The sequence below is a fragment of the Pantoea sp. FN0302 genome (genome assembly GCF_050113775.1).
Classification (GTDB): Bacteria; Pseudomonadota; Gammaproteobacteria; order Enterobacterales; family Enterobacteriaceae; genus Mixta; species Mixta alhagi.
Genome location: NZ_JBNJSM010000001.1, coordinates 2,166,795 through 2,188,101 on the forward strand (window position 1 = coordinate 2,166,795; position 21,307 = coordinate 2,188,101).

Annotated in this window: 16 protein-coding genes and 2 pseudogenes; 7 read left to right on the forward strand and 11 right to left on the reverse strand. The window is 54.0% G+C overall.

All coding sequences use genetic code 11. The features are described from left to right. Positions 1-12: 12 nt before the first annotated feature. Both ACQE32_RS10180 and ACQE32_RS10185 read right to left on the reverse strand, forming a co-directional pair. Entirely contained in the window at positions 13-1,686 is a 1,674-nt protein-coding gene (locus ACQE32_RS10180) for a ShlB/FhaC/HecB family hemolysin secretion/activation protein (RefSeq protein WP_427021697.1), read from the reverse strand. A 344-nt stretch (positions 1,687-2,030) separates the two neighbouring features. After that, positions 2,031-4,217, reverse strand: coding sequence for a TonB-dependent siderophore receptor (locus tag ACQE32_RS10185; RefSeq protein ID WP_427021698.1), 2,187 nt, complete (start codon positions 4,215-4,217; stop codon positions 2,031-2,033). A 358-nt stretch (positions 4,218-4,575) separates the two neighbouring features. On the opposite strand from ACQE32_RS10185, the pseudogene ACQE32_RS10190 reads away from it, so the two are divergent. The 4 genes and pseudogenes from ACQE32_RS10190 to ACQE32_RS10205 all read left to right on the forward strand — a co-directional run. Further along, positions 4,576-5,529: pseudogene (locus ACQE32_RS10190) on the forward strand (siderophore ABC transporter substrate-binding protein); the annotation flags it as partial. 107 nt (positions 5,530-5,636) lie between these two features. Next, positions 5,637-6,596, forward strand: coding sequence for an ABC transporter permease (locus ACQE32_RS10195; RefSeq protein ID WP_426974678.1), 960 nt, complete (start codon positions 5,637-5,639; stop codon positions 6,594-6,596). A 10-nt stretch (positions 6,597-6,606) separates the two neighbouring features. Further along, positions 6,607-7,590: an iron chelate uptake ABC transporter family permease subunit gene (locus ACQE32_RS10200; protein WP_250652674.1), complete on the forward strand. Its 984-nt coding sequence runs from the start codon at positions 6,607-6,609 to the stop codon at positions 7,588-7,590. Further along, positions 7,587-8,345, forward strand: coding sequence for an ABC transporter ATP-binding protein (locus tag ACQE32_RS10205; protein WP_426974679.1), 759 nt, complete (start codon positions 7,587-7,589; stop codon positions 8,343-8,345). The genes ACQE32_RS10200 and ACQE32_RS10205 overlap by 4 nt, the downstream gene beginning before the upstream one ends. A 474-nt stretch (positions 8,346-8,819) precedes the next feature. Here ACQE32_RS10205 and ACQE32_RS10210 read toward each other — a convergent pair whose 3' ends face one another. Continuing rightward, positions 8,820-9,110, reverse strand: a complete 291-nt coding sequence (locus tag ACQE32_RS10210) for a hypothetical protein (RefSeq protein ID WP_427021699.1) — start codon at positions 9,108-9,110, stop codon at positions 8,820-8,822. 348 nt (positions 9,111-9,458) lie between these two features. Here ACQE32_RS10210 and ACQE32_RS10215 point away from each other — a divergent pair. Next, a pseudogene (locus ACQE32_RS10215) lies at positions 9,459-9,770 on the forward strand (ABC transporter substrate-binding protein); the annotation flags it as partial. 61 nt (positions 9,771-9,831) lie between these two features. Here ACQE32_RS10215 and ACQE32_RS10220 read toward each other — a convergent pair. Beyond that, complete coding sequence (locus ACQE32_RS10220; RefSeq protein WP_426974680.1) at positions 9,832-10,191, reverse strand: DUF1971 domain-containing protein; 360 nt, start codon at positions 10,189-10,191, stop codon at positions 9,832-9,834. A gap of 297 nt (positions 10,192-10,488) precedes the next feature. On the opposite strand from ACQE32_RS10220, the gene dbpA reads away from it, so the two are divergent. Beyond that, a complete protein-coding gene (gene dbpA, locus ACQE32_RS10225) occupies positions 10,489-11,868 on the forward strand; it encodes an ATP-dependent RNA helicase DbpA (protein WP_427021700.1) in 1,380 nt (459 codons plus the stop codon). A 122-nt stretch (positions 11,869-11,990) separates the two neighbouring features. On the opposite strand, the gene ACQE32_RS10230 is transcribed toward dbpA, so the two are convergent. Next, entirely contained in the window at positions 11,991-12,203 is a 213-nt protein-coding gene (locus tag ACQE32_RS10230) for a hypothetical protein (RefSeq protein ID WP_426974681.1), read from the reverse strand. 193 nt (positions 12,204-12,396) lie between these two features. On the opposite strand from ACQE32_RS10230, the gene ACQE32_RS10235 reads away from it, so the two are divergent. After that, the gene (locus tag ACQE32_RS10235) at positions 12,397-13,365 is read left to right on the forward strand and encodes a magnesium and cobalt transport protein CorA (RefSeq protein ID WP_426974682.1); all 969 of its coding nucleotides are present in this window, start codon (positions 12,397-12,399) and stop codon (positions 13,363-13,365) included. A gap of 89 nt (positions 13,366-13,454) precedes the next feature. On the opposite strand, the gene ACQE32_RS10240 is transcribed toward ACQE32_RS10235, so the two are convergent. The 6 genes from ACQE32_RS10240 to ACQE32_RS10265 all read right to left on the reverse strand — a co-directional run bounded on the left by ACQE32_RS10240 (position 13,455) and on the right by ACQE32_RS10265 (position 21,092). Beyond that, positions 13,455-15,044 carry a methyl-accepting chemotaxis protein gene (locus tag ACQE32_RS10240; protein WP_426974683.1) on the reverse strand — a complete coding sequence of 530 codons (1,590 nt, stop codon included), beginning with the start codon at positions 15,042-15,044 and terminating at the stop codon, positions 13,455-13,457. A gap of 154 nt (positions 15,045-15,198) precedes the next feature. After that, entirely contained in the window at positions 15,199-16,188 is a 990-nt protein-coding gene (locus ACQE32_RS10245; protein WP_426982224.1) for a LacI family DNA-binding transcriptional regulator, read from the reverse strand. 136 nt (positions 16,189-16,324) lie between these two features. After that, entirely contained in the window at positions 16,325-18,286 is a 1,962-nt protein-coding gene (locus tag ACQE32_RS10250) for a glucose PTS transporter subunit IIA (RefSeq protein WP_427021701.1), read from the reverse strand. 310 nt (positions 18,287-18,596) lie between these two features. Further along, positions 18,597-19,478, reverse strand: a complete 882-nt coding sequence (locus tag ACQE32_RS10255) for a metal ABC transporter substrate-binding protein (RefSeq protein ID WP_427021702.1) — start codon at positions 19,476-19,478, stop codon at positions 18,597-18,599. A 7-nt stretch (positions 19,479-19,485) separates the two neighbouring features. Further along, complete coding sequence (locus ACQE32_RS10260) at positions 19,486-20,349, reverse strand: metal ABC transporter permease (RefSeq protein WP_427021703.1); 864 nt, start codon at positions 20,347-20,349, stop codon at positions 19,486-19,488. Beyond that, on the reverse strand, positions 20,346-21,092 hold the full coding sequence (locus ACQE32_RS10265) for a metal ABC transporter ATP-binding protein (protein ID WP_427021704.1): 747 nt from the start codon (positions 21,090-21,092) through the stop codon (positions 20,346-20,348). The genes ACQE32_RS10260 and ACQE32_RS10265 overlap by 4 nt, the downstream gene beginning before the upstream one ends. Between the last annotated feature and the right edge of the window lie 215 nt (positions 21,093-21,307).

The window sequence follows — 21,307 nt, forward strand, 5'->3', positions numbered from 1 at the left end:
AATCTTTGCCCCTTAAAAAACCAAAGCGACCTGATAGTTAATGCTGAGATGATCCGGTGCCAGCCAGCCGGGATAGCTAAGCGGAACGCCAAGCGTGAACTGGGTAGAAAAGTAGCGATTACGGCTGCCAAGCCCGACGGCGCCGCCCCACAGCGTGCCGGAGGCCCAGGGATCCTGCGCATCCTTTTGCAGCCAGCCGCCGTCCAGCGCCAGCGTGCTGCTCACGTCGCCGATATATGGCAGGGTGAAAAGGCGATAGTTGAGTTCGTTGCGCCAGTAGCCGCCGTTATCGCCAGAGAGATATTGCTCTTTAAAGCCGCGCACCGAGCTTTCGCCGCCAATTGTCAGGCGCTCGCTGCCGTACAGCCGGTCCGGCGACCACTGTGCATAGGCGCTGGTCAGCCACCAGAGATCCTGAGTAAGCGGACGCTGAAAACTGGCGTTCAGGCTCCATTTACGAAATGCCGCCTTCGGCAGATCTCCGCTTTTCCCTGCGTCATGTTCGGCATCAAACCAGGGCATGCCGCGACTGAAGGTGGGATTAAAGGTGGCAACGCCGCCTGCGATTTTCTGCGTATGATTGATACCAAGCTGAAAACTGGTCAGGCGACGGCTACTGCTGTGCAGCAAGGTGTCGTTCAGCCAGTTATGGCTGCTGCGCTGGCTTATGCCCGCCATCAGGCCGGTTTTGATATCGCCGTTGCGAAACAGCACCCAGGAGCCGGAGAGACGATGCGCCTGGCTGTCGCCGTGTGATAGCCAGTTAAAGCCGTTGTTATTGATGGTGCTGCGGTAATCGCTCCAGCTGTAGCTGTAATCCAGCAGGCCGTAGCCGTAAGGCACGCTGACGCCAGCCTGAACGTTTTGCGCATCGCGCGCGTGAGAGAAAGCGCTGCTGCGGCCACCGCTGATAAACCATTTATCCGCCAGGCCCAACGGGTTATTAGCCGTCAGCGAGCCGTTAAGCTGCCCCATGCCGGTGCTTTTTTGCCCGCTGTTATCAAAGCTCAGCGAGGCGGTGAGCGGGAATTCCGGCGTGGCGGTTAAATTAACAATCGAGTAGCCGGGGTTATCGCCAGGCAATATCTCAATCTGAACCGGTGTGGTGCGCAGCCGGTTAATTTGCTCCATGCCCTGTTCAATATCACGCAGATTAAGCAGTTTGCCGACCAGACCCGAGAACGCCATACTTAACTGACGCGCATCGCCGCCGTTCAGACGAATTGCCTGTAGTTTTCCTTCCAGCACGGTAATATGCAGCTGACCGCTGGCAAGGTTCTGTTCAGTAATAAAGGCGCGGCTGGTAATATAGCCCCGGCTGATATACCACTGCGATACGTCACGGATCAGCTGATTAATTTGCGGCATGCCCAGGCAGTGGCCAGAATAAGGGGCAGTCAAGCGCTGTTGTTGTTTTTTGCTAAGCCGTGTGGCCTGTTCAATAATGATCTGCTGCACGGCGATACAGCCATCGGGTGCCTCACCGGGCGCAGCGCTGATGGGCAAATGCGTATCGGTGTCGGTGCTGCGCTGTAACTCATCGCGCTGCTGTTGGTTTTGCTGCAGCAGCCGCTGCTGTTCAAACTCAACCTGATTGCGATCCGCAGGCGAAAGCAGCGCCGCGTGGGCGTTCGCCAGGAATAACGCAGCGGCCAGCGCGACTCTTTTCCTTGTCTTTGCCATCATTAAGGGCCAAATGGTGAATGAGATTAATCTTATTTTTAATGGCGCACAGAATAACAGCTAAACAATTAAAGTTTCACCGATAGCGAAAAAAAGACGATTCTTTAATTATTTGAGTTAGAGAAAAATTTATTATTCCACAAACATAAATGATCTATTTATTTGCCTGCTCATCGTGAGCTTTTTGCACCATCAGGCAAAATAAATGTTAGTGAAATAGTACCGTTCGCTTTTTGTTTCCCAGGTTAATAGTGACATCAGTAAACCATTTAACTTGTATTTTCTCCCACCGGCAAATAAAAAAGCCCGCTGTTAAAGCAGGCTCCAGGAGAGTGAAATAGTGGAAATCAGAAAGAAAGAGTGACGCCCGCGTAATAAGCGCGACCCGGCTCGTTGTAAGTGGAAGCCCCATCGTTTTCACGGTAAACGCGTTTATCCAGCAGGTTGCTGATCCCGGCGTTCAGCCGTAAATCTTTCATCAGATCATAGTTAACGTTCAGGCCAACCACAGAATAGGCGCCGACCTCTTTATCTGACATGCCGTCTTTTTGCTCTTTATTGATTTCCGCATAGGCACGCGGCTTCTGACGACCGTACATCGTCCAGTTAACATTCGCCGAGAGCTTATCGGTGACCTGATAGTCCAGCATGGTGTTGATGGTATATTTCGGGATAATCGACAGCGGGTTGCCGGTCTCTTTATCTTCCGAGGTGATCATATAAGTGACATTGGTGCGCCAGCTCAGGGTATCTTCCACCACCGGGATCACCAGGTTGCCTTCCAGCCCTTCCACTACCGCCTTGCCGCCGTTTTCCCAACGCAGTACATGGTAGCCATTGCTGGCGATGCCAACCAGCTCGGTGCCGGAAACAATTTTGTTTTTGTAATCGTTGCGGAACCAGGTAATACCGGCATTGTAGCCTTCATTGGTAAACTCAAGCCCGATCTCTTTATTCACGCTCACTTCCGGGTCGAGATCATTATTGCCCATCAGGTAGCACTGACGTTTGATACCGAGCGGACAGCCGTTGCCCCTGGTGGAAAGCAGATAGCCTTCACTGGACTGATAAAGATTGGGCGCTTTAAAGACGCGCGCAATGCCCGCCTTCAGCTTGAAATAGTCGCCCAGCTCCTGTGACAAGTTCAGGCTGGGGCTCCAGTTGTTGCCAAACTTGCTGTGATGATCCAGGCGCAGGCCAGGGATCAGGTTCGTCCCTGCCAGCGGCTCGATATTATCTTCAAAATAAACGGCGCTGAGATCCGCATTGTTTTTGCTGTTGCGCTTCGCCGGATCGCCAGAGACACCGCCAATATCGATATCGCCAACGTTCAGCATTGAGGTGGACGCCGGATCGTTCAGCTCTTCACGGTTCCATTCCGCGCCCAGCGTAATATTTTGCTCTACCAGCAGATCCAGCGGCAGGTTAATTTCGCCGTTGGCACGGTAGTTTTCCAGACGGCTGGTTTTAAATTGGGTGCTGTTAATCATCCCTTCAACTCTGCCGCCTGCGCCTTCCTGCAGTCGGGTATTATTGGTTTTTTCATAGGTAAAGCCCAGGCGCGACTGCCCCCAGTCCCAGATGCCGTTATGGGTAATGCCGTAAGACTGACGGTACATGCGGTTGGTTTCGTGGCCGTAAAGCGTCTGGATCAGGTTTCCGGGACTGATATTACCGTTGCTGTACTGGGTATCGCCCGCGTAGATATTGCCCTGACGGCTATAACCATAATTAAAATCCACGATCTGGGTTGGGGACAGCTTCCATGAAAGCAAGCCGTTAATGTCTTTGTTGCGCACCCCTTCGCGTCCGGCGGCAAAAGAGCCATTCTGCGCATTATTGATATCCCAGGCGTCGGCGTCGGTTTTGTTGATGTTGCCGTAGAGACGCATAGTCAGCGCATCGCCCGCCAGCGGTCCGCTGAGGCTGAAATTAGTGCGTTTGGTCGCCCCCTCTTTGTTATCTTCCGGCTGGCTGGTAAACAGCGACATACTGCCGTGCCAGTCGTTGGTCGGACGTTTGGTTGTGATATTAATCACGCCTCCCGCCGCGCCGGAGCCATAGCGCGCCGCCGCCGGACCACGTAATACTTCAATGCGTTCCACCATTTCCGGCGGCACCCAGTTGGTATCGCCGCGCGTATCGCGCTCGCCGCGCCAGCTATAGCGCACCGCATTACGCGAGGTAGTCGGCACGCCATCAATTAAAATCAGGGTATTTTCCGGGCCCATGCCGCGAATATCAATTTGGCGGTTATTGCCACGGCTGCCGTTGGCGCTGTTACCGGTCAGATTAACGCCCGGCATCTTACGGATAATGTCAGAGAGATCGTTTACGGGCGGGCTTTTTTCGATGTCTTTAGCAGTGATAATCGAAACGCCAGGCTGCTGTTTGAGTTCTTCTTCTGCCGTGGCGCGCACCGTCATTACGCCTTCGTCCGCTGGCGTTTCATCAGCCGCCAGGGCGCTACCGTTAAAGCAAAGCAGTAATAACAGTGCACAAGGACGCATCTGAAAAGGTTTTGTATGAATCATGCTACTAATCCCTGTTAAATGTATAAGGTTGTTTCTGCGCATGCATGATAACGATAATTATTTGCATTACACTCCCTAAACGCTAATCTTCACAAAATCTCCATAATTCACCGCTATAAAAAACAGCAAACCTATACCATCTCGATAAAAATTCTTTAATTACAATTATATAAATTATTTTAGCTGATTAAGTGGCCGCTTCTGGTTACCGAATTCTGCTCTTTTTTCCCGGATGAGAGCGGCGACAGAGTGCTGTTCAAGCTGGCGAGACGGCGGTATGATTCGGGCGCTGCATCAAGAATGCGAATCATATGCATTAACAGTTACTTTTGTTCTGTTAACATTTTCAGGAGAGAAAATGCGTCTGTCTGCCCTCTTTACCACTACGATTCTGGCTTCTGCCTTAGCGCTTACCGGATGTGATGACACTACGGCACAAACCGCTGCCTCAGCCAATACCCTTAAAGTTGAGCATGCGCAGGGCACCACCGAGGTTGCTCAGGCACCGAAAAAAGTCATTGTGTTGAATCCCTCCACGCTGGATAACATCGATGCATTACAGATCCCGGTCGCCGGCGTGCCGAAAAACAGTACGCACCTGCCCGCTTTCCTGGCGAAATATCAGGGCGACGCTTACCTGAATGCCGGTACGCTGTTTGAGCCAGATTTTGAAGCCATCAGCAATGCCAAACCTGACCTGATTATTGCGGGCGGCCGCGCCCACGACGCCTACGATAAGCTCAGCGCGATCGCGCCGACCATTGCGCTGGACGTCGATACCAAACAGTTCACGCAAAGTCTGATCCAACGCGTAGGGCAACTGGGTGAGATCTTTAACAAGCAGCAAGAAGCGAAAGCGCTGACCGATGCCTTTACGGCAAAAATCGCTGCCCTACGCGAAAAAGCTGAGCATGCCGGCAACGCTATGGTGATCATGGTAAGCGGCGGCAAAATGTCTGCTTATGCGCCAGGCTCCCGCTTTGGCTTTATCTTCGACGAGCTGGGCTTTAAGCCTGCGGCCACCTTTTCTCAGGCGGGCAAGCACGGCAACGTGGTGACATCTGAATTTATTATGAATACCGATCCTGACTGGCTTTTTGTACTGGATCGCGACAGCGCCATTGGCCGCGCCGAAGGGGAATCTGCTCAGCAGGTGCTGGATAACGCACTGATTCATAAAACCAAAGCCTGGCAGAACAAACATATCGTCTACCTTGATTCCTCGTCGCTCTATATCGCTGGCGGTATTCAGAGCTATACGCGCCTGATGGATAACATCAGCACCATGCTGAACGATGCCAGCGCGTCACAGCAGAGCGCCAGCGCCGCCATGGAAAGCGCTAACGGCACGATGGAAAGCACCGGCGCTGACACAGAAAGCGCCACGGACAGCGCTGAAAGCGAGTAATCATTAACCTAATGAAGAGTTTCAGCTTTGTCGCAGGCCTGGTCATTTTGCTGGGCCTGATGACCTGGAGTCTGTTTGTCGGCGTTAGCCCCATTACCCTCTCCCGACTGTGGAGCGATGCGGAAGTGCGCGACGTTTTCTTTCTCAGCCGCGTGCCGCGCACCCTCGCCCTGCTGCTGGCCGGCAGCGCGGTCAGCGTGGCCGGGCTGATTATGCAGATGCTGACGCAGAATCGCTTCGTTGAGCCTTCCATTGCTGGCACCACGCAGTCCGCCAGCCTTGGCCTGCTGCTGGTGATGATCGTCAATCCTGCCGCGCCGGTAATAGTAAAGATGGGCGTCGCCACGCTGTTTGCACTGGCAGGCACCGGCCTGTTTTTGCTGGTACTGCAGCGGATGCGGATTAAAACGCCGCTGATGGTGCCGCTTACCGGCATTATGCTGGGCGCAATTTTCAGCGCGGTGACCACCTTTCTGGCGATGGAGTTTGATCTGCTGCAGTCGCTGGGCGGCTGGGAAGCAGGAGACTTTTCCGGCGTACTGCAGGGCCGCTACGAGCTGCTGTGGCTGACCGGCATCTTAACCGTGCTGGCCTGTGTTATCGCTGACCGCTTTACCGTCGCCGGGATGGGGCGGGAATTCGCGGTTAACGTCGGCCTGAACTATCGCCAGGTGGTCTTTCTCGGTATGGCGATTATTGCGCTGATCAGCGGCGTGGTGATCGTGGTGGTGGGCGTACTGCCCTTCCTTGGTCTGATCGTACCCAATGTGGTAAGCATGGCCATCGGCGATAACCTGCGCCGCACCATTCCGTGGGTAGCGCTGTGCGGCGGCGGGCTGGTGGTGCTGTGCGATATCATTGGTCGTTTGATCAGTTTTCCGTGGGAGATCCCGGTTAGCGTGATCCTCGGCTGCCTGGGCGCGGCGATATTTCTGCTGTTGATTTTAAGGAGCCGCCGCTATGCAGGCTGACAGTTCCATAATGCGACCGGCGCGGCGTTCGCTGCGTCTCTGCTTTGCTACGCCCGCTAAACGGTTAATGGGATTAAGCGCGCTGGCGCTGCTCTCCATCGTGCTGTTTATGACCATTAACCTTGGCGGCAATATTAACTATATTCTGATGCATCGCGGCCTGATCCTCGCCACTATGCTGCTGGTGGCCTTCGCCTCCGGCATTGCCACGCTGCTGTTTCAAACCGTCACCAACAACCGCATCCTGACCCCTTCGGTAATGGGGCTGGAGACGCTGTTTATTCTGATCCAGACCATGCTGATCTTTTTTATTGATGCTAACGGCTTAAAGATGCTGGGCACGGTGGGACAGTTTATCTGTGAAGCGGCGCTGCTGGTGCTGTTTTCCACTTTCCTTTACCGCTGGCTGCTGGGCAGGATCGGTATCAATCTCCATATGGTGCTGCTGGTGGGCCTGGTGTGCGGCACGCTGTTTCGCAGCATTTCCGGCCTGCTGCAGCGTCTGCTGGAGCCGGGCGAATTCGCTATTTTGCAAAGCCGTATTTTCGCTACCTTTACCCGCGCGGCGCCGGAGATCATCGCAATTTCCGCCGTGGCGGTGCTGGCGGTAGCGCTGCTGGTGTGGCGGATGCGTCACAGCCTGGATGTGATTGCGCTGGGACGCGATATGTCGATTGGGCTGGGCGTGCCGTGGCGTCGACACGTTACGTGGATTCTGTTGCTGGTTTCGCTGCTGGTGGCGCTTTCTACCGCACTGGTCGGGCCGCTCACCTTTTTCGGCCTGCTGGTGGCAAACCTGAGCTATCAGCTTATTGGCTCGCATCGTCATCACTATTTGCTGCCCGGCGTGGTGCTGATCGGCATCATTACGCTGGTCGGCGGTCAGGTTATTCTGGAGCGGGGGCTACATATGGCCGGTTCGCTTTCCGTGGTGATTGAGTTCGTTGGCGGCGCGCTGTTCCTCTGGTTTTTGATTAAAAAGGCTGCGGTGTGATTGAAGTTAAAGAGATTTGTAAAAGCTACCAAAACAGTAAAGTGCTGGACCGCATCAGCGAAACCATTCCGGCGGGCGGCATTACCTCGATTATCGGCGCTAACGGCGCTGGAAAATCCACGCTGCTGTCGGTGATCAGCCGCCTGCTGACGGCTGACGGCGGCAGCGTATGGGTAAACGGCCTGGAGGTGGCGAAAACGCCTGATGAGCAGATGGCGAAAGTGCTGTCGGTGCTGCGTCAGGAAAACCACTTTACCAGCCGCCTGACGGTAGAAGATTTAGTCGGCTTTGGACGCTATCCCTGGTCTAAAGGGCGGTTAACCGCAGAGGATCATCAGCATATTGTTACGGCAATGGCGTTTCTCGATCTGCTGCCGCTGAAAGACCGCTATCTGGATCAGCTGTCGGGCGGCCAGCGTCAGCGCGCCTGCGTTGCGATGGTGCTGTGCCAGGATACCGATTACGTACTGCTGGATGAACCGCTGAATAATCTGGATATGAAACACAGCGTGGCGATGATGAAACAGCTGCGTCGCGCTGCGGATGAGCTGCATAAAACCATTATCCTGGTGATCCATGATATCAATTTCGCCGCAGCCTATTCCGACCATATCATCGCCATGAAACAGGGCGAGGTACTCTATCGCGGTACACCGCAGGAAATCATGCAACCGGAGATTATCGAAGCGATTTTCGATACTCGTGTGCATATCGAAACCCTGCACGGCCAGCCTGTCGCTATCTATTACCGTTAAACCTTTCTCTTGCGCCCGCGGCCTGCGGGCGCGCCCCGTTAACAGTCGCCGCCGTCAAGATGTTTATTCCCGCCATGATTTGTGATGAAAATCAAAAGGTGCTAATTTTCGCCACCGTAATATAAATATTGATATGACAGTGAGCAGATAATAAACAAATTCTCTTTTGCCGCTTTAATGCTGACTTTACCAGGGGCTGTTCAGACCGATACCATGAGCAACGCGGCGAATTCCACCATTTAACAAAAATTTGAGCAGGACCCTAAAAACAAATAAAGGCGGGCCCGATGGCCCGCCTTTATTATTTGAATAGAAATCTGTAAAAAATGGCACCCATCAAAACGCCAGTCATTCCGATCTGGAATATAATTTTTAAGTCAAAAAAATTCTCCGTAGTGAAATATTTAAAGATTGAGAATGCAACTATAAAAAATATCGTGCCACATAACGATTTAATAAATCTCGTTCTCGTTGCTACCACCAGCAGGAAGCTCCATCAGTAAGTGCGCCCGTGCCCGCGCCAGATATGGCGCCAGCTAACCATCCGGGAATTGAACCGACAACAGGAACAGCTACACTACCGCCAAATGCTCCGACAGCTCCTCCGGTTAACGCAGAGGCAATCATATCCTGTGTAAGATCACGAACATTACAGTTATTTAATTTGGCTGCGACAATCTGGGCAATCTCAAGATTTACTGCCATTTGATAGTTACCACCTGCGCCAGATAAAAGGTTGCACTGCGAGATAGTTAATTCTTGCATGACGTTTAAACTCCTTTTTAAAATAATTGCTGCGTTGGATTTATATCAAAGTGAATTGCCTTTTTTTGTGAGGCATATCAGATATATATATTAGTAATTTCTCTATATATTTAATCCTGTTCCGCCGGGCACATTAGTGAGCTAAGCATAATTGTTCTGTAAATGGCTGCTAATCTGGCCACGGAAAAAGCTCCGGGTAAAATTGGGGCTTTGTTATTTGCACCTGCGCATGAGTAGATAACAAGGTCAAACATTATCCCTCCAGAATATTATTTTGTGAAGGGTGTGAGCTTTTGTTGGTAAATATACGTCTATTTACTGGAATAATACTCGCGGCTTCGTTATTGAGTGGCGCAGGCTAATCCCGATGTAATGGTGGCGATGAATCGGCGCGATGCCGAAATTATACGCAACTCCGCACAGTGGCAGGGAATTGCGGCGATGCAACAGCATCGCGTTTATGTCAACCCGCAAGGGATGTTCTGGTGGTGCCGCAAAACCAGAGAATAAGCATTACAGTTTTTATGGCTGGCAAAAACGCTTTATCCGCAGCGCTTTCAGGATATTGATATGCAGCAGGAAACGCGGCGTTTTTACCACGACTTTTTTGGCGTTAGCTTAAGCGATCGGCAAATTCAGGCTATTTTGCTGCCGGAATAAGCCTGTCTGGCATAAGCGTCGGCAGGTAGCGATGCGCCTGCCGACACGCCAGGCTAAGAAACTATGCGCCTTTATGGGTGTTCACCACCTGACCGATGCCCTTGCCTTGCAGCTCTTCTGCCGGATCGGCAAAGAAATCGATATTGAAATAGGTGTCGTCGGTAAGCAGTTCCACATGGTGCCAGTATTCCGGAGGGCTGATGCCGAAATGCCCGGCCTCGATCACCACTTCAATTTCCGGCGTTTCGTCATGCTCGCTGGCAAAGCCATAATATTTCACCGCGCCCTGCATCACCGAAAGGCGACCATAAACGCCCTTTTTAGTGTTGTGGTGGGTCAGCAGCGCACGCGGCACGCTCTCTTTATTCCAGAACGGGGTGGAACGGGTATGTACGAAATGGGCAGGAATGCGATGTGCCATGATGAGTTCCTCTTATTTTTGCATTTAATCTTTCTGCTAATTTTTGTTTTGCAACCTCCGTGCCATCCTGGTTCAGCACTTTAAAATCAATAAGTTACATTACTCACCGCTACGCCAGATTGTTAAAAAGACTTTACCCAACGCAGTCGCTTTGACAGTCAATCGTCTTACTGACAATACTCTGCCGCTGGTTAAAGCCTATACCGTCAGGCATAACCTTGCTGCGCGTTTTACTGTCGGCCCGCGCAACTTCTGTTAAACTGAGCGCCGCAAACCCGCCTGATTAGAGATTTTCCCGTGACTGCTTTTTCCACCCTGACGCAACTGCCCGCCAGCCAGCTCGATAACCTGCGCGAAATGGGCTTCGATGCCATGACGCCCATTCAGGCCGCCTCTCTGCCCGCCATTCTTGACGGTCGCGACGTGCGCGCCCAGGCAAAAACCGGCAGCGGCAAGACCGCTGCGTTTGGGCTGGGCATCCTGCAACATATTGATACTGCGCAATACCAGACCCAATCGCTGGTGCTGTGCCCTACGCGTGAACTGGCTGAACAGGTCAGCAATGAGCTGCGTCGCCTGGCGCGCTTTACGCGCAATATCAAAATTCTGACGCTGTGCGGCGGCCAGCCGGTAGCCGCACAGCGCGATTCACTGGTGCATGCGCCGCATATTGTGGTGGGCACGCCGGGCCGTATTCTGGATCACCTGAAGCGTGAAACGCTGGATCTTTCTCAGCTGCGTTCGCTGGTGCTGGATGAAGCGGACCGCATGCTGGAGATGGGCTTCCTGGAAGATATGGAAGTGATTGTCAGCCATACGCCGCCGCAGCGTCAGACGCTGCTGTTTTCCGCCACCTGGCCGCACGGCATTATTGCCATCAGCAAGCGTTTTCAGCATGATGCGCTCTCTATCGCCACGGAAGATGTCACCGAGCTGCCAACCATCGAACAATACTTTTATGAGGCGAGCAGCCGGGAAAAATTAACGCTGCTGATCGCCCTGCTCAGCCAGCGGCAGCCCACCTCCTGCGTGGTGTTTTGCAATACCAAACGCGAGTGCGACGATATTGCCGCCGCGCTGGAGAACAGCAATATCAGTGCGCTGGCGCTGCATGGCGATCTGGAACAGCGCGATCGCGATCGGGTGCTGATCCGCTTTGCTAACGGCAGCTGCCGGGTACTGGTGGCAACCGATGTCGCCGCACGCGGGCTGGATATCAAAGCGCTGGCGATGGTAGTGAACTATCAGCTCTCTTTCGATCCGGAAGTGCATGTTCACCGTATTGGCCGCACCGCGCGTGCCGGTGAACAAGGTACGGCGGTCAGCTTTGTCGCGCCGGACGAGATGGTGCGTGCGCATGCGCTGGAAGACTATTTACAGCAGACGCTGAACTGGGTCTCTTCGGCTACGCTGAAAAATCAGCCGTCACAGGCGCTGCCCGCCGCGATGATGACGCTCTGTATCGACGGTGGTCGCAAAGCGAAAATCCGTCCGGGTGATATTCTTGGTGCGCTAACCGGCGAGGCGGGATTCAGTGCCGATCTGATCGGAAAGATTGATTTAACCCCAACGCACGCCTATGTGGCTATCGCCGCCGCTCAGGCGAAAGCGGCGCTGATCAAGCTCAAACAGGGCAAAATCAAGGGCAAAAGCTGCCGCGCTATTCTGCTGAAATAACCTGTGCGGCGCGCTTTCCGTTAGCTGAAAGCGCGCCCGCTGCCTGGGTTCATCCACAGGCGTCAATTTCCCGGAACGAATTTCCTTGTCGGCAACATGATAAAGGCGATGCCGTCACTCTTTTACGGCGTAACGGGCTCTTTGCTCTCCACCCTTTCTTTATTTGTTAACTGCAACGCGGTCTGCAACTGGATGAACAGCGTTTCATCGGCCGCGCTCCACATCTCTCCTTTTCCCTTCAGCAGCTCACGCAGCAGCGTTGACCACTGTCCAATGCGAATCCACTCTTCCGAAGACAAAACGGGTAATGATGCTTTATCTGCTACAACAGCCATAAACAACCCCATAAATCAATAATGTCCGCTAAAGCCGAATGCTGGCGGTGAGCTATGTTAATTCAGAGAGGTTAGGGTTTCCCAGCAATCGACCCGAAGCCGGTGATTTTCCAGATTTTCTTTAGCTGCGCTGACAATAACGTCTACCCTTATTCTGGGAAGAAACCAGATTATAAAGGGAGCCACGTAAGCTATGGTTGTGAACAGTATCGTTTATCGCAACGGAGAGCGGGGAGAAGTGATTGCTCCCGAAAATATCAGCGACATTATCAATGAGCCGGATGCGTTTATCTGGCTGGGGCTATACCAACCCGATCCGCCGTTTATGAAGCAGATGCAGGAAGAATTTGGCCTGCATGAACTGGCGATTGAGGATGCCCTTACCGCCCACCAGCGTCCCAAGATTGAACAGTATGGCGAATCGCTATTTATTGTGCTGAAAACGGCGCACCTGACCGAAGAGAACCGCATTGAATTTGGCGAAACCCACTTCTTTGTCAGCGAAAAATTCCTGATTACCGTGCGTCACGGGGCTTCAGACAGCTATGCGCCGATCCGCCTGCGCGCGGAAGAGCGTACCGAATTGTTAGGGAAAGGGGTCGGCTTTCCGCTTTACTGCATTTTTGACTTTATCGTGGATAACTACAGCAACATCACCGCCGCGCTCAGCGGGCGTATCAACGAGCTGGAGGGCGCGATGTTCCGCACCGAATTCGATCGCCGGTCAGTGCAGGAGGTCTATACGCTGCGACGTCAGCTGCTGGCACTGCGTAACGCAGCGATGCCGGTTGATGAGATATGCAACCAGCTGATTCGCCTGCATGAAAATATTATTCCTAAACCGCTGCGCGCCTATATCCGCGACGTGCAGGATCATGCGCATCACGTGGTCACCGATACCGATGATATGCGCGAAATTCTTACCAACGCCATGCATGTCAACCTGGCGCTGGTGACGGTACAGCAAAACGAAGTGGTGAAAAAGCTGGCGGGCTGGGGCGCAATCCTGGTGATCCCGACGGTGATTTTCAGTATGTATGGAATGAACTTTGAAAGTATGCCGGAGCTGCATTCGCCGTTTGGCTACCCGCTGGCGATTGGCGGTACGCTGGCGGCCTGTGGGGCGCTCTATCTACGTTTGAAACGCGCCCGCTGGCTGTAAAGCGGCCAGCGGAGGCGAAACATCGTGGCTTTGGCGAAACCGCGCATGGAATACCGTACGGGCACAACTGTTGCCCGTACGGTTACCCATTAGCTTTCTGTTTGCGATGAACGCAGTTTAAAGACCCCAACGCTTTCCAGCAGTTTTTCCGCCTGGTGCTGGAGCGACTGCGCCGCCGCCGTGGATTCCTGCGACAGCGAGGCGTTTTGCTGAGTCGCGGTATCCATCTGCGTGACCGCAAGGTTAACCTGATCGATGCCGGTACTCTGCTCTTCGCTGGCAGCCGAAACGCTTTCCATCAGTTCGCTAACGCGCTTCACGCCGGTAATAATCTCCGCCATGGTCTCGCCCGCGCTTTTCACCAGTTCGTTGCCTTCCTCCACACAGCTTACTGAGCGGTCGATCAGGCGGCGAATATCCTGCGCGGCGCTGGCTGAACGCTGCGCCAGCGCGCGCACTTCGGCGGCGACCACCGCAAAACCGCGTCCCTCTACCCCGGCTCGTGCCGCCTCTACTGCGGCGTTGAGCGCCAAAATATTGGTCTGGAAAGCGATGCCGTCGATAACGCTGATAATGTCGTTAATCTGCCGTGAAAACTGGTGGATTTCGCCCATCGTTTCCACCACTTTATCCACCATCTCGCCACCCTGCCCGGCCATTTTGCTGGTATCGCTGGCGATAGCGCTGGCGTGACCGGCGTTGCGGGCGTTGTTTTTCACCACCGATGTCAGCTCTTCCATCGAGGCGGCAGTCTGTTCCAGCGCGCTGGCCTGTGATTCGTTGCGTGAAGAGAGTTCACGGCTGCCGGTCGCGATCTGGATAGAAGCGGTCGCGATGGTTTCGGTGCCGTTGCGTACCCCGGCGACAATTGACGCCAGGTTATCATTCATCTCGCGCAGCGCCGTCATCAGCTCAGCGGTTTCATCCCGTCCCTGCGGAGTGATAACGGTTTGCAAATCACCGGACGCCACGGTACGCGCGACCGATACGGCAGCTTTCAACGGATGAGTAATGCTGCGTACCAGCCACCAGGTGATCAGGCTGCCTGCCAGCAATACCGCAATCATCGTGAGCCAGAGCAGGTTACGTGTCTGCTGGTATTGCGTCAGGCTGCGCTCTGACATCTGCTGATTCAGCAGTTGGGCATGCGCCAGGGTTCGCGTGACCACTTCGTCGATCATTTTGGTTGGTTCGCGATCGATGCCGGAAACCAGATGATCCACACGCTGGGCGCTGCTGGCATCTGAAATATCATATTGTTGCAGCGCATCGATATACTGCTGTTGCAGGCTGGCATGTAGCTGTAGCGTCTTCTGCACTACTTGCGGGTCCATACCGATCTCCTGCTGCAACGTTAACAGCTTTTGCAATAACCCCTGGGTTTGCTCGCTCTGCTTTAGAAACGCCGCACGATATTTATTGAATGTTTCTTCGCCCTGGGTGCCGCGCAGCAGAATATTTTTCCACTCCTGCACCTGCAGTTTGAACTGCACCTGGGCGTTACGCGCGGTATCGATACTTTCGGCCACTCGCATTTCGCTGGTCATGATTTCGTTGATCTTTTCCAGCCCCTCGGCATTAACGCTAATACCGCGCAGCCCGCAAAACAGCGTGGCCAGCAGCAATAATGTGGCAAGGAAACCGAGACGTTGCCCGATTTTGAACTGATTGAGTTTCATATTTTTCCCGTGGTGATAAAAAAACGCCTCCAGTGTGGTGCGTTCATGGGTTATCGACCGCGAGGCAACGGGGCTTTATGGCTAATGCAGAGAATAAGCGCGGAGAGCAAAAAAGAGTTTATCGGCTGACGCGCCCGCAGCATTAACGGAGAGTTTATACGGGCGCGGGGCCGACAGAATCACGGATGACCAGGGTTCCGGTTAAGCCCTGCTCTGGCGTAACAGGCGACAGGTTAAGAATGTGCTCTACCGCGCACTGGATCATTTGCTCAATTGGCGTATCCAGCGTGGTCAGCGCCGGAGAAAAATAGTGACCGATTATGGCATTATCAAACCCGGCGACGGAAATATCCTGCGGCACGCTTAGCCCACGATCTTTAATTGCCTTGATCGCGCCCAGCGCCATGTCATCGTTGGCGGCCAGTATCGCGGTAAAAGGCTCTGCGCTATCAATTAGCGTCAGCGCTGCCTGATAACCGCTTTCCATACTCCAGTCGCCCTGAGCAACTAGCGCGGCGCTGTGCGGGTTGACGTAATCCTGCCACGCCCGCTGACGCGCTTTATTGCTGGGAGACGGCATTTTGCCGCAAATATAAGCAATACGAGTGTGTCCCTGACTCAGCAGATATTCCATCATGATTTCACCGCCGCGATAGTGATCGATAAAAATATTGCGATCGGCACGCACGGTAAGCCGCTGGTTAAGGATCATTACCGGCACCGGACTTTCATTAATGATTTTTTCCAGCTGCGCCTGGGTGGTATGGCGGGCATAGACCATGATGCCGGCGCATTTCATTCGCACCAGAAAATCGATAGCGTTGATCTCTTCGTCAGCGGAATGTTTGCCATCAGCAAAAATAAGCCGGTGGTCATGCTGCTCGCAAAATTTCGCTGCGTTATAAACCAGCGTAGAGAAAAAGGGACCGTTATACACTTCGTTAGTGATTACCAGGCCAATCATGCTGCTTTTTTGCGTGGCCAGCTGCTGCGCCAGCAGATTGGGACGATAGCCCGTCTCGGCAATCGCCTTATACACCAGCGCTTTAACTTCCTCCCTGACGACGTTTTTACCATTTAGTACGCGCGATACCGTGGATTTGGATACCCCGGCACAGCGCGCAACGTCCAGCATTGTCACCATTACAGCCTCGCTTATAGAGAGAACGATCTCCTTTAACAGGAGCGGCTAAAACGGGCGCCAGTATAGCGTAAAGATCATCCGGTAGTAGTAAGTTGTCGGCGATAAAAAGGGTTCTGATGAACCCTTTAACTTATCGTTAGCTGAGCGCCATTACCGGTGCGCCGGAGACGATCGGGCCGTTATGGATATATTTGGTTAACTGATAATCTTCACCGTTGATAACCAGGAAAGGCGTGGTGATGTCATAGCCGGCGGCGATAATGTCCTGGCGTTGAAACCTGATCAGCGGCGTGCCTGCCGTGACCTTATCCCCAACGCTGACCAGCGTGGAAAAGTGCTGCCCGCCGAGCTTCACCGTATCCAGGCCAACATGTATCAGCAATTCCGCGCCGTTAGCGCACAGCAACCCTACAGCGTGATGGCTGTCGACGGTACTGGCCACCTCAGCATCGCAGGGCGCGACGATTGTCTCCTCTTCCGGCACGATGGCGATACCGTCGCCCAGCAGGCCACCGGAAAAAATTTCATCGCTAACTTCATTCAGCGGCAGCGCTTTGCCCGCCACGGGACTCATCAGCGTTAAGGCTGAAGTAACATTTGCAGAGGCGCGCTCTAAGGTCGCGGTCGCGGAAACAGCAGCCTGTGGTGGGGCGGCAGCATTTTGAGAGGCGGTGTTGGAGGCAGCGGCAGAGGACGCTGGGCCCGACGCGGCGCGCGTCTCATCCGCTTTGGCTTCTGGCTCTTTAAAGCCCACCAGGAAAACCAGAATAAAGGTTACCGCCATTGTCACCAGCACGCCCGTAACTTCCCCGATAAAGGACATCGGATTTTCCGGGCTAATGGCGTTCACAATGGTTAACAGCCCCGGCAGACCGGCATAGGCGTAGTAATAGCTGCCGAACAGGCTGGTGACAATCGCCCCCACTGCGCCGCCGATACAGCCGCAAATAAAAGGCTTTTTCAGCTTCAGCGTTACGCCATAAATGGCAGGCTCGGTAATGCCGAACACGCCGGTCAGTCCGGCAGAGTAAGCCACGGTTTTAAAACCGCGTTGCCTGGCTTTCAGCGCGCAGGCGAAGGCGGCCGCCATCTGCCCGACCACGGCCATGGTCTGAAAAGCCTGAAATGAATCGCGTCCGTGCAGGTCAAAGTTGGCCATGACCACGGGCGTAATCCCCCAGTGGACGCCAAAGATCACGATAACCTGCCATACGCCGCCAATTACCGCCGCCGCCAGCGCGGGCGCGGTGTCAAACAGCCAGTTGTAGCCCCAGGCGATGCCATTGGCAAGACCAGAGGTCACCGGCCCAATCAGCACCAACGTCAGGGGAACCATAATCACCGCACAGATAAGCGGCGTAAACAGCGGGGCGATGACCTGCGGCAATGCGCGCTCAACAAAACGTTCCAGATAAGCAAGACCCAGCACCAGGAACAGCGGCGGCAAAACGGATGAGGTATAGACCGTTTCAGCCAGCGGCAAAGAGAAAAAGGTTACCGCATCGCCTTTAGCGATCTGCGCGGCTATTACCGCCCAGTCGGGATTGATCAGCGCACAGCAGCAGAACAGCGCAATAAACATATTGCACTTAAAGAATTTAGAGGCGGTAACGGCAATAAAGACCGGCAGGAAAGCAAAGGGCGTCCAGGAGATAAAGTTAAGCACGCTAAAGGCGCCGGTTTGCTGAAACGAGGGCAGAAACCAGTTAACGGTGATCAAAATCCCCTGCAAAATACCGGCTGCCGCCAGCACATAGATAATCGGCGCAAATACCGCAGACATGGTTGCGATCACCGTATCAAAAAAGCGCCTTTTCTCGCTGCTGTTTTGCAGCTTATCGGGATCAACGATGGCGGCAAGCGCATCATAAACATCCGCGACGTGCGTGCCAATAACCACCTGAAACTGGCCGCCGCTAAGCACTACGGTGATCACGCCGGGCAGCTGTTTAACCTTTTCAACCGCGCCGGCAGGCACCTCTTTTAACACCAGCCGCAGGCGCGTTGCGCAGCGGGTAAAGCCGATCAGGTTCGTTTCCCCTCCCGTCTCATTCAGAATCTCAGAGGCTAATTTAAAATAATCTCTTATTTTTCCCATGGTCATTCCCTGCTGCTCAATAGTTGAAACCGGTTTCATCCTGGCATCGAGACTATTTTCTGCAACCGGTTTCAAAAGGAACTGTGCATCGCATCGCAGTTTTCCTGCTGAGAGATAAAATAATCCGATCGCTGCGTTTTAGACGATAAACAGCAAAGCAAGGCTGCTGCTGCGTTACTCGCGTACGTTGAAAACAAGGGATAAGAAGCAGAGCGGCGGGCGGGATTAGCCTTTTACTGCTGGCGTGCCACAGTTGGAAGCTTGCTAAGGGAAAGCCGACCGGCTTTCCCCGGGAAATAGCCGATAACCGTTATTTCATACTGGCGTAAATGGTCTCGACGTTATGTTTAAATGCGGCTTCATAGGTGGGTGCCGGTCCTTTTTCATCACTGAGCGCCTCCGGATAAAGCTCGCCGCCCGGCTGCGCGCCGCTGGCCGCCGCAATCTGTTTCACCAGACGCGGATCGGTCTGATTCTCAATGAAATAGGTTTTAATTTTTTCCTGTTTAATCTGCTGGATCAGGCGGCCAACTTCGCTGGCGCTGGCTTCCGCTTCGGTGGAAAAGCCTACCGGTGACAGGAAATGCACGCCATATTCAGCGGCGAAATAACCAAACGCGTCGTGGCTGGTTAATACCTTACGCTTGCTTGCGGGTACGGCGGCAAAGGTCTCTTTGGCCCAGGCATCCAGCTTCTCCAGCTTTTGAATATAGGCATTGCCGCGCTGCTCAAAGTAAGCTTTATCCTGCGGATCGGCGGCAATCAACGCCTCCATCACGTTGCGCGCATAGACCGCGCCGTTTTTAGCGCTGTTCCAGGCGTGAGGATCGGTTACCTTTTGCCCCTCCTCCTCCATGCTACGAGTATGAATACCCTCAGAAGCGGTGATCACTTTTCCCCTGTAGCCGGAAGCAGTGACCAGCCGATCCATCCAGCCTTCCAGCCCCAGCCCGCTGACAAACACCACATCAGCCTTATTCAGCGCCAGGCTATCTCTGGGCGATGGCTGAAACGCATGGGGATCGCCGTTGCGTCCCACCAGCGAAGTTACCGTCACATGTTCGCCGCCAACCTGCTGCACAATATCAGCCAGCACCGAAAAACTGGCGACGGCGGTGACCGTTTTTGCCAGCAGCGCCGGACTGACCATAAACAACGACAGCACAGAATATTTCCACAACACAGACTTCATGTTTTCCTCACCCTTTTACCCGGTTATAAGTTAATCGAAACAGACCTTTTTCCACGCCAAACAGCACCGAAATCAGGAAACCCAGACTGGCAGCTAAGACAATAGCTGGCCCAGCCGGTATCGACTGATACCAGGACCAGGTAAGCCCGATAAAGGAACTGGCCATGCCGATGAGCACCGCCAGCAGCAAAATAATTGGTAAGTGATTTGACCAGCAGCGCGCGGCGATGGCGGGCAGCATCATCAGCCCCACCGTCATTAGCGTGCCGAGGATCTGGAACCCGGCAACCAGATTCATCACCACCAGCGCCAGAAACAGCGCATGGATCAGCCGTGGAGTATGCTGACTGCGCACTTGCAAAAATGTCATATCAAAGGCTTCAGCGACGATCGCGCGGTAGCCCAACGCCAGCGTTAACAGTGTTAGCGTGGCGATAATGCCGATAAAGATCAGCGCCGTTCGATCCACCGCCAGCAGCGAGCCAAACAGCAGATGCAACAGATCGACGCCGCTACCGCGTAGTGAAACCAGCACCACCCCCAGCGCCAGCGATCCCAGATAGAACCCGGCGAAGCTGGAATCTTCACGTAGCGTGGTCACAGAACTTACCCAGCCCGCCAGCAGCGCCACCAGCAAACCGGCAATAAATCCCCCCGCTCCCATCGCCAACAGCGACATGCCGGAAAGCAGGTAGCCAACCGCCACGCCGGGTAAAACCGCATGCGAAAGCGCATCGCCAATCAGGCTCATGCGCCGCAGCAGCAAAAAGACACCCAGCGGCGTTACGCTTAACGATAAGGCCAGGCAGGCCACCAGCGAGCGGCGCATAAAGCCAAAAGCGGTAAAGGCCTCAAGGATATGTTGCGTCATAAACGTAGTCCCTGCCCCACCGCGCTGCGCACCGGCGAGAGCGGCCGCCCGGCGTTTTCCGGCATAATGTCAGCGGTTTTTCCCCAGTGGTAATGCCCGTCATGCAGATAGAGCAGTTGCGGAAAATGATGCTCCACCATGTGCTGGTTATGTAAAACGGTCAGGATGGTTTTGCCTTCCGCATGCAGCCTCTCGATAACCCGCAGCAGAAAAGTGCTGGTTTGACTGTCGATGCCGGTAAAAGGCTCATCCAGCAAGATCACTGACGCATCCTGCACCAGCATGCGTGCAAACAACATGCGCTGAAACTGGCCGCCGGAAAGCTGGCTAATTGCCCGTCCCGCCAGATCCTGCAGACCAACCTGCTCCAGCGCCGTCTCAATCCGCTCATGCAAGCTGCAGCCGATGCCCCTGAGCATGCCGTTTGCTGGCCAGCTTCCCATCGCCACCACTTCAATCACCCGCAGCGGAAAGTGATGGTCGATCTCACTTTGCTGCGGCAGCCAGGCGATCTGCCTGCCCTCTGGCTCAAAACGCACCGCCCCGCTGACCGGCGTGAGCAAACCGGCAATGGTTTTAAGCAGCGTGGACTTACCCGCGCCGTTAACGCCCATAATGGCCGTCAGGCTACCGCGCCGGAACTGTCCGCTAATCGGCTGGCTTAGCGCCTCTCCGCGATAGCCTGTAACCAGTTTCTCCAGCGTGATCATGCGATGGCGTCCGCCCATTGAATGGCAGCCCACAGTACAGCCAGCAACAGGCTGATCCAGAGCGCCCGGATAAGCGAGGATTGGGCCAGTAAGGTAAAACCCATTCGCCTGCGGAAAGAGAAAGCTTCAAACATACGTTACTCAATATCAGTTAGTTACATGAGAAGACGCGCGCACTGCCTGCGGCATGACCACCTGTGTGGAACCATGTCAGCACAGGAAACGCGCGTTCTGGTGGTTGATTTGAA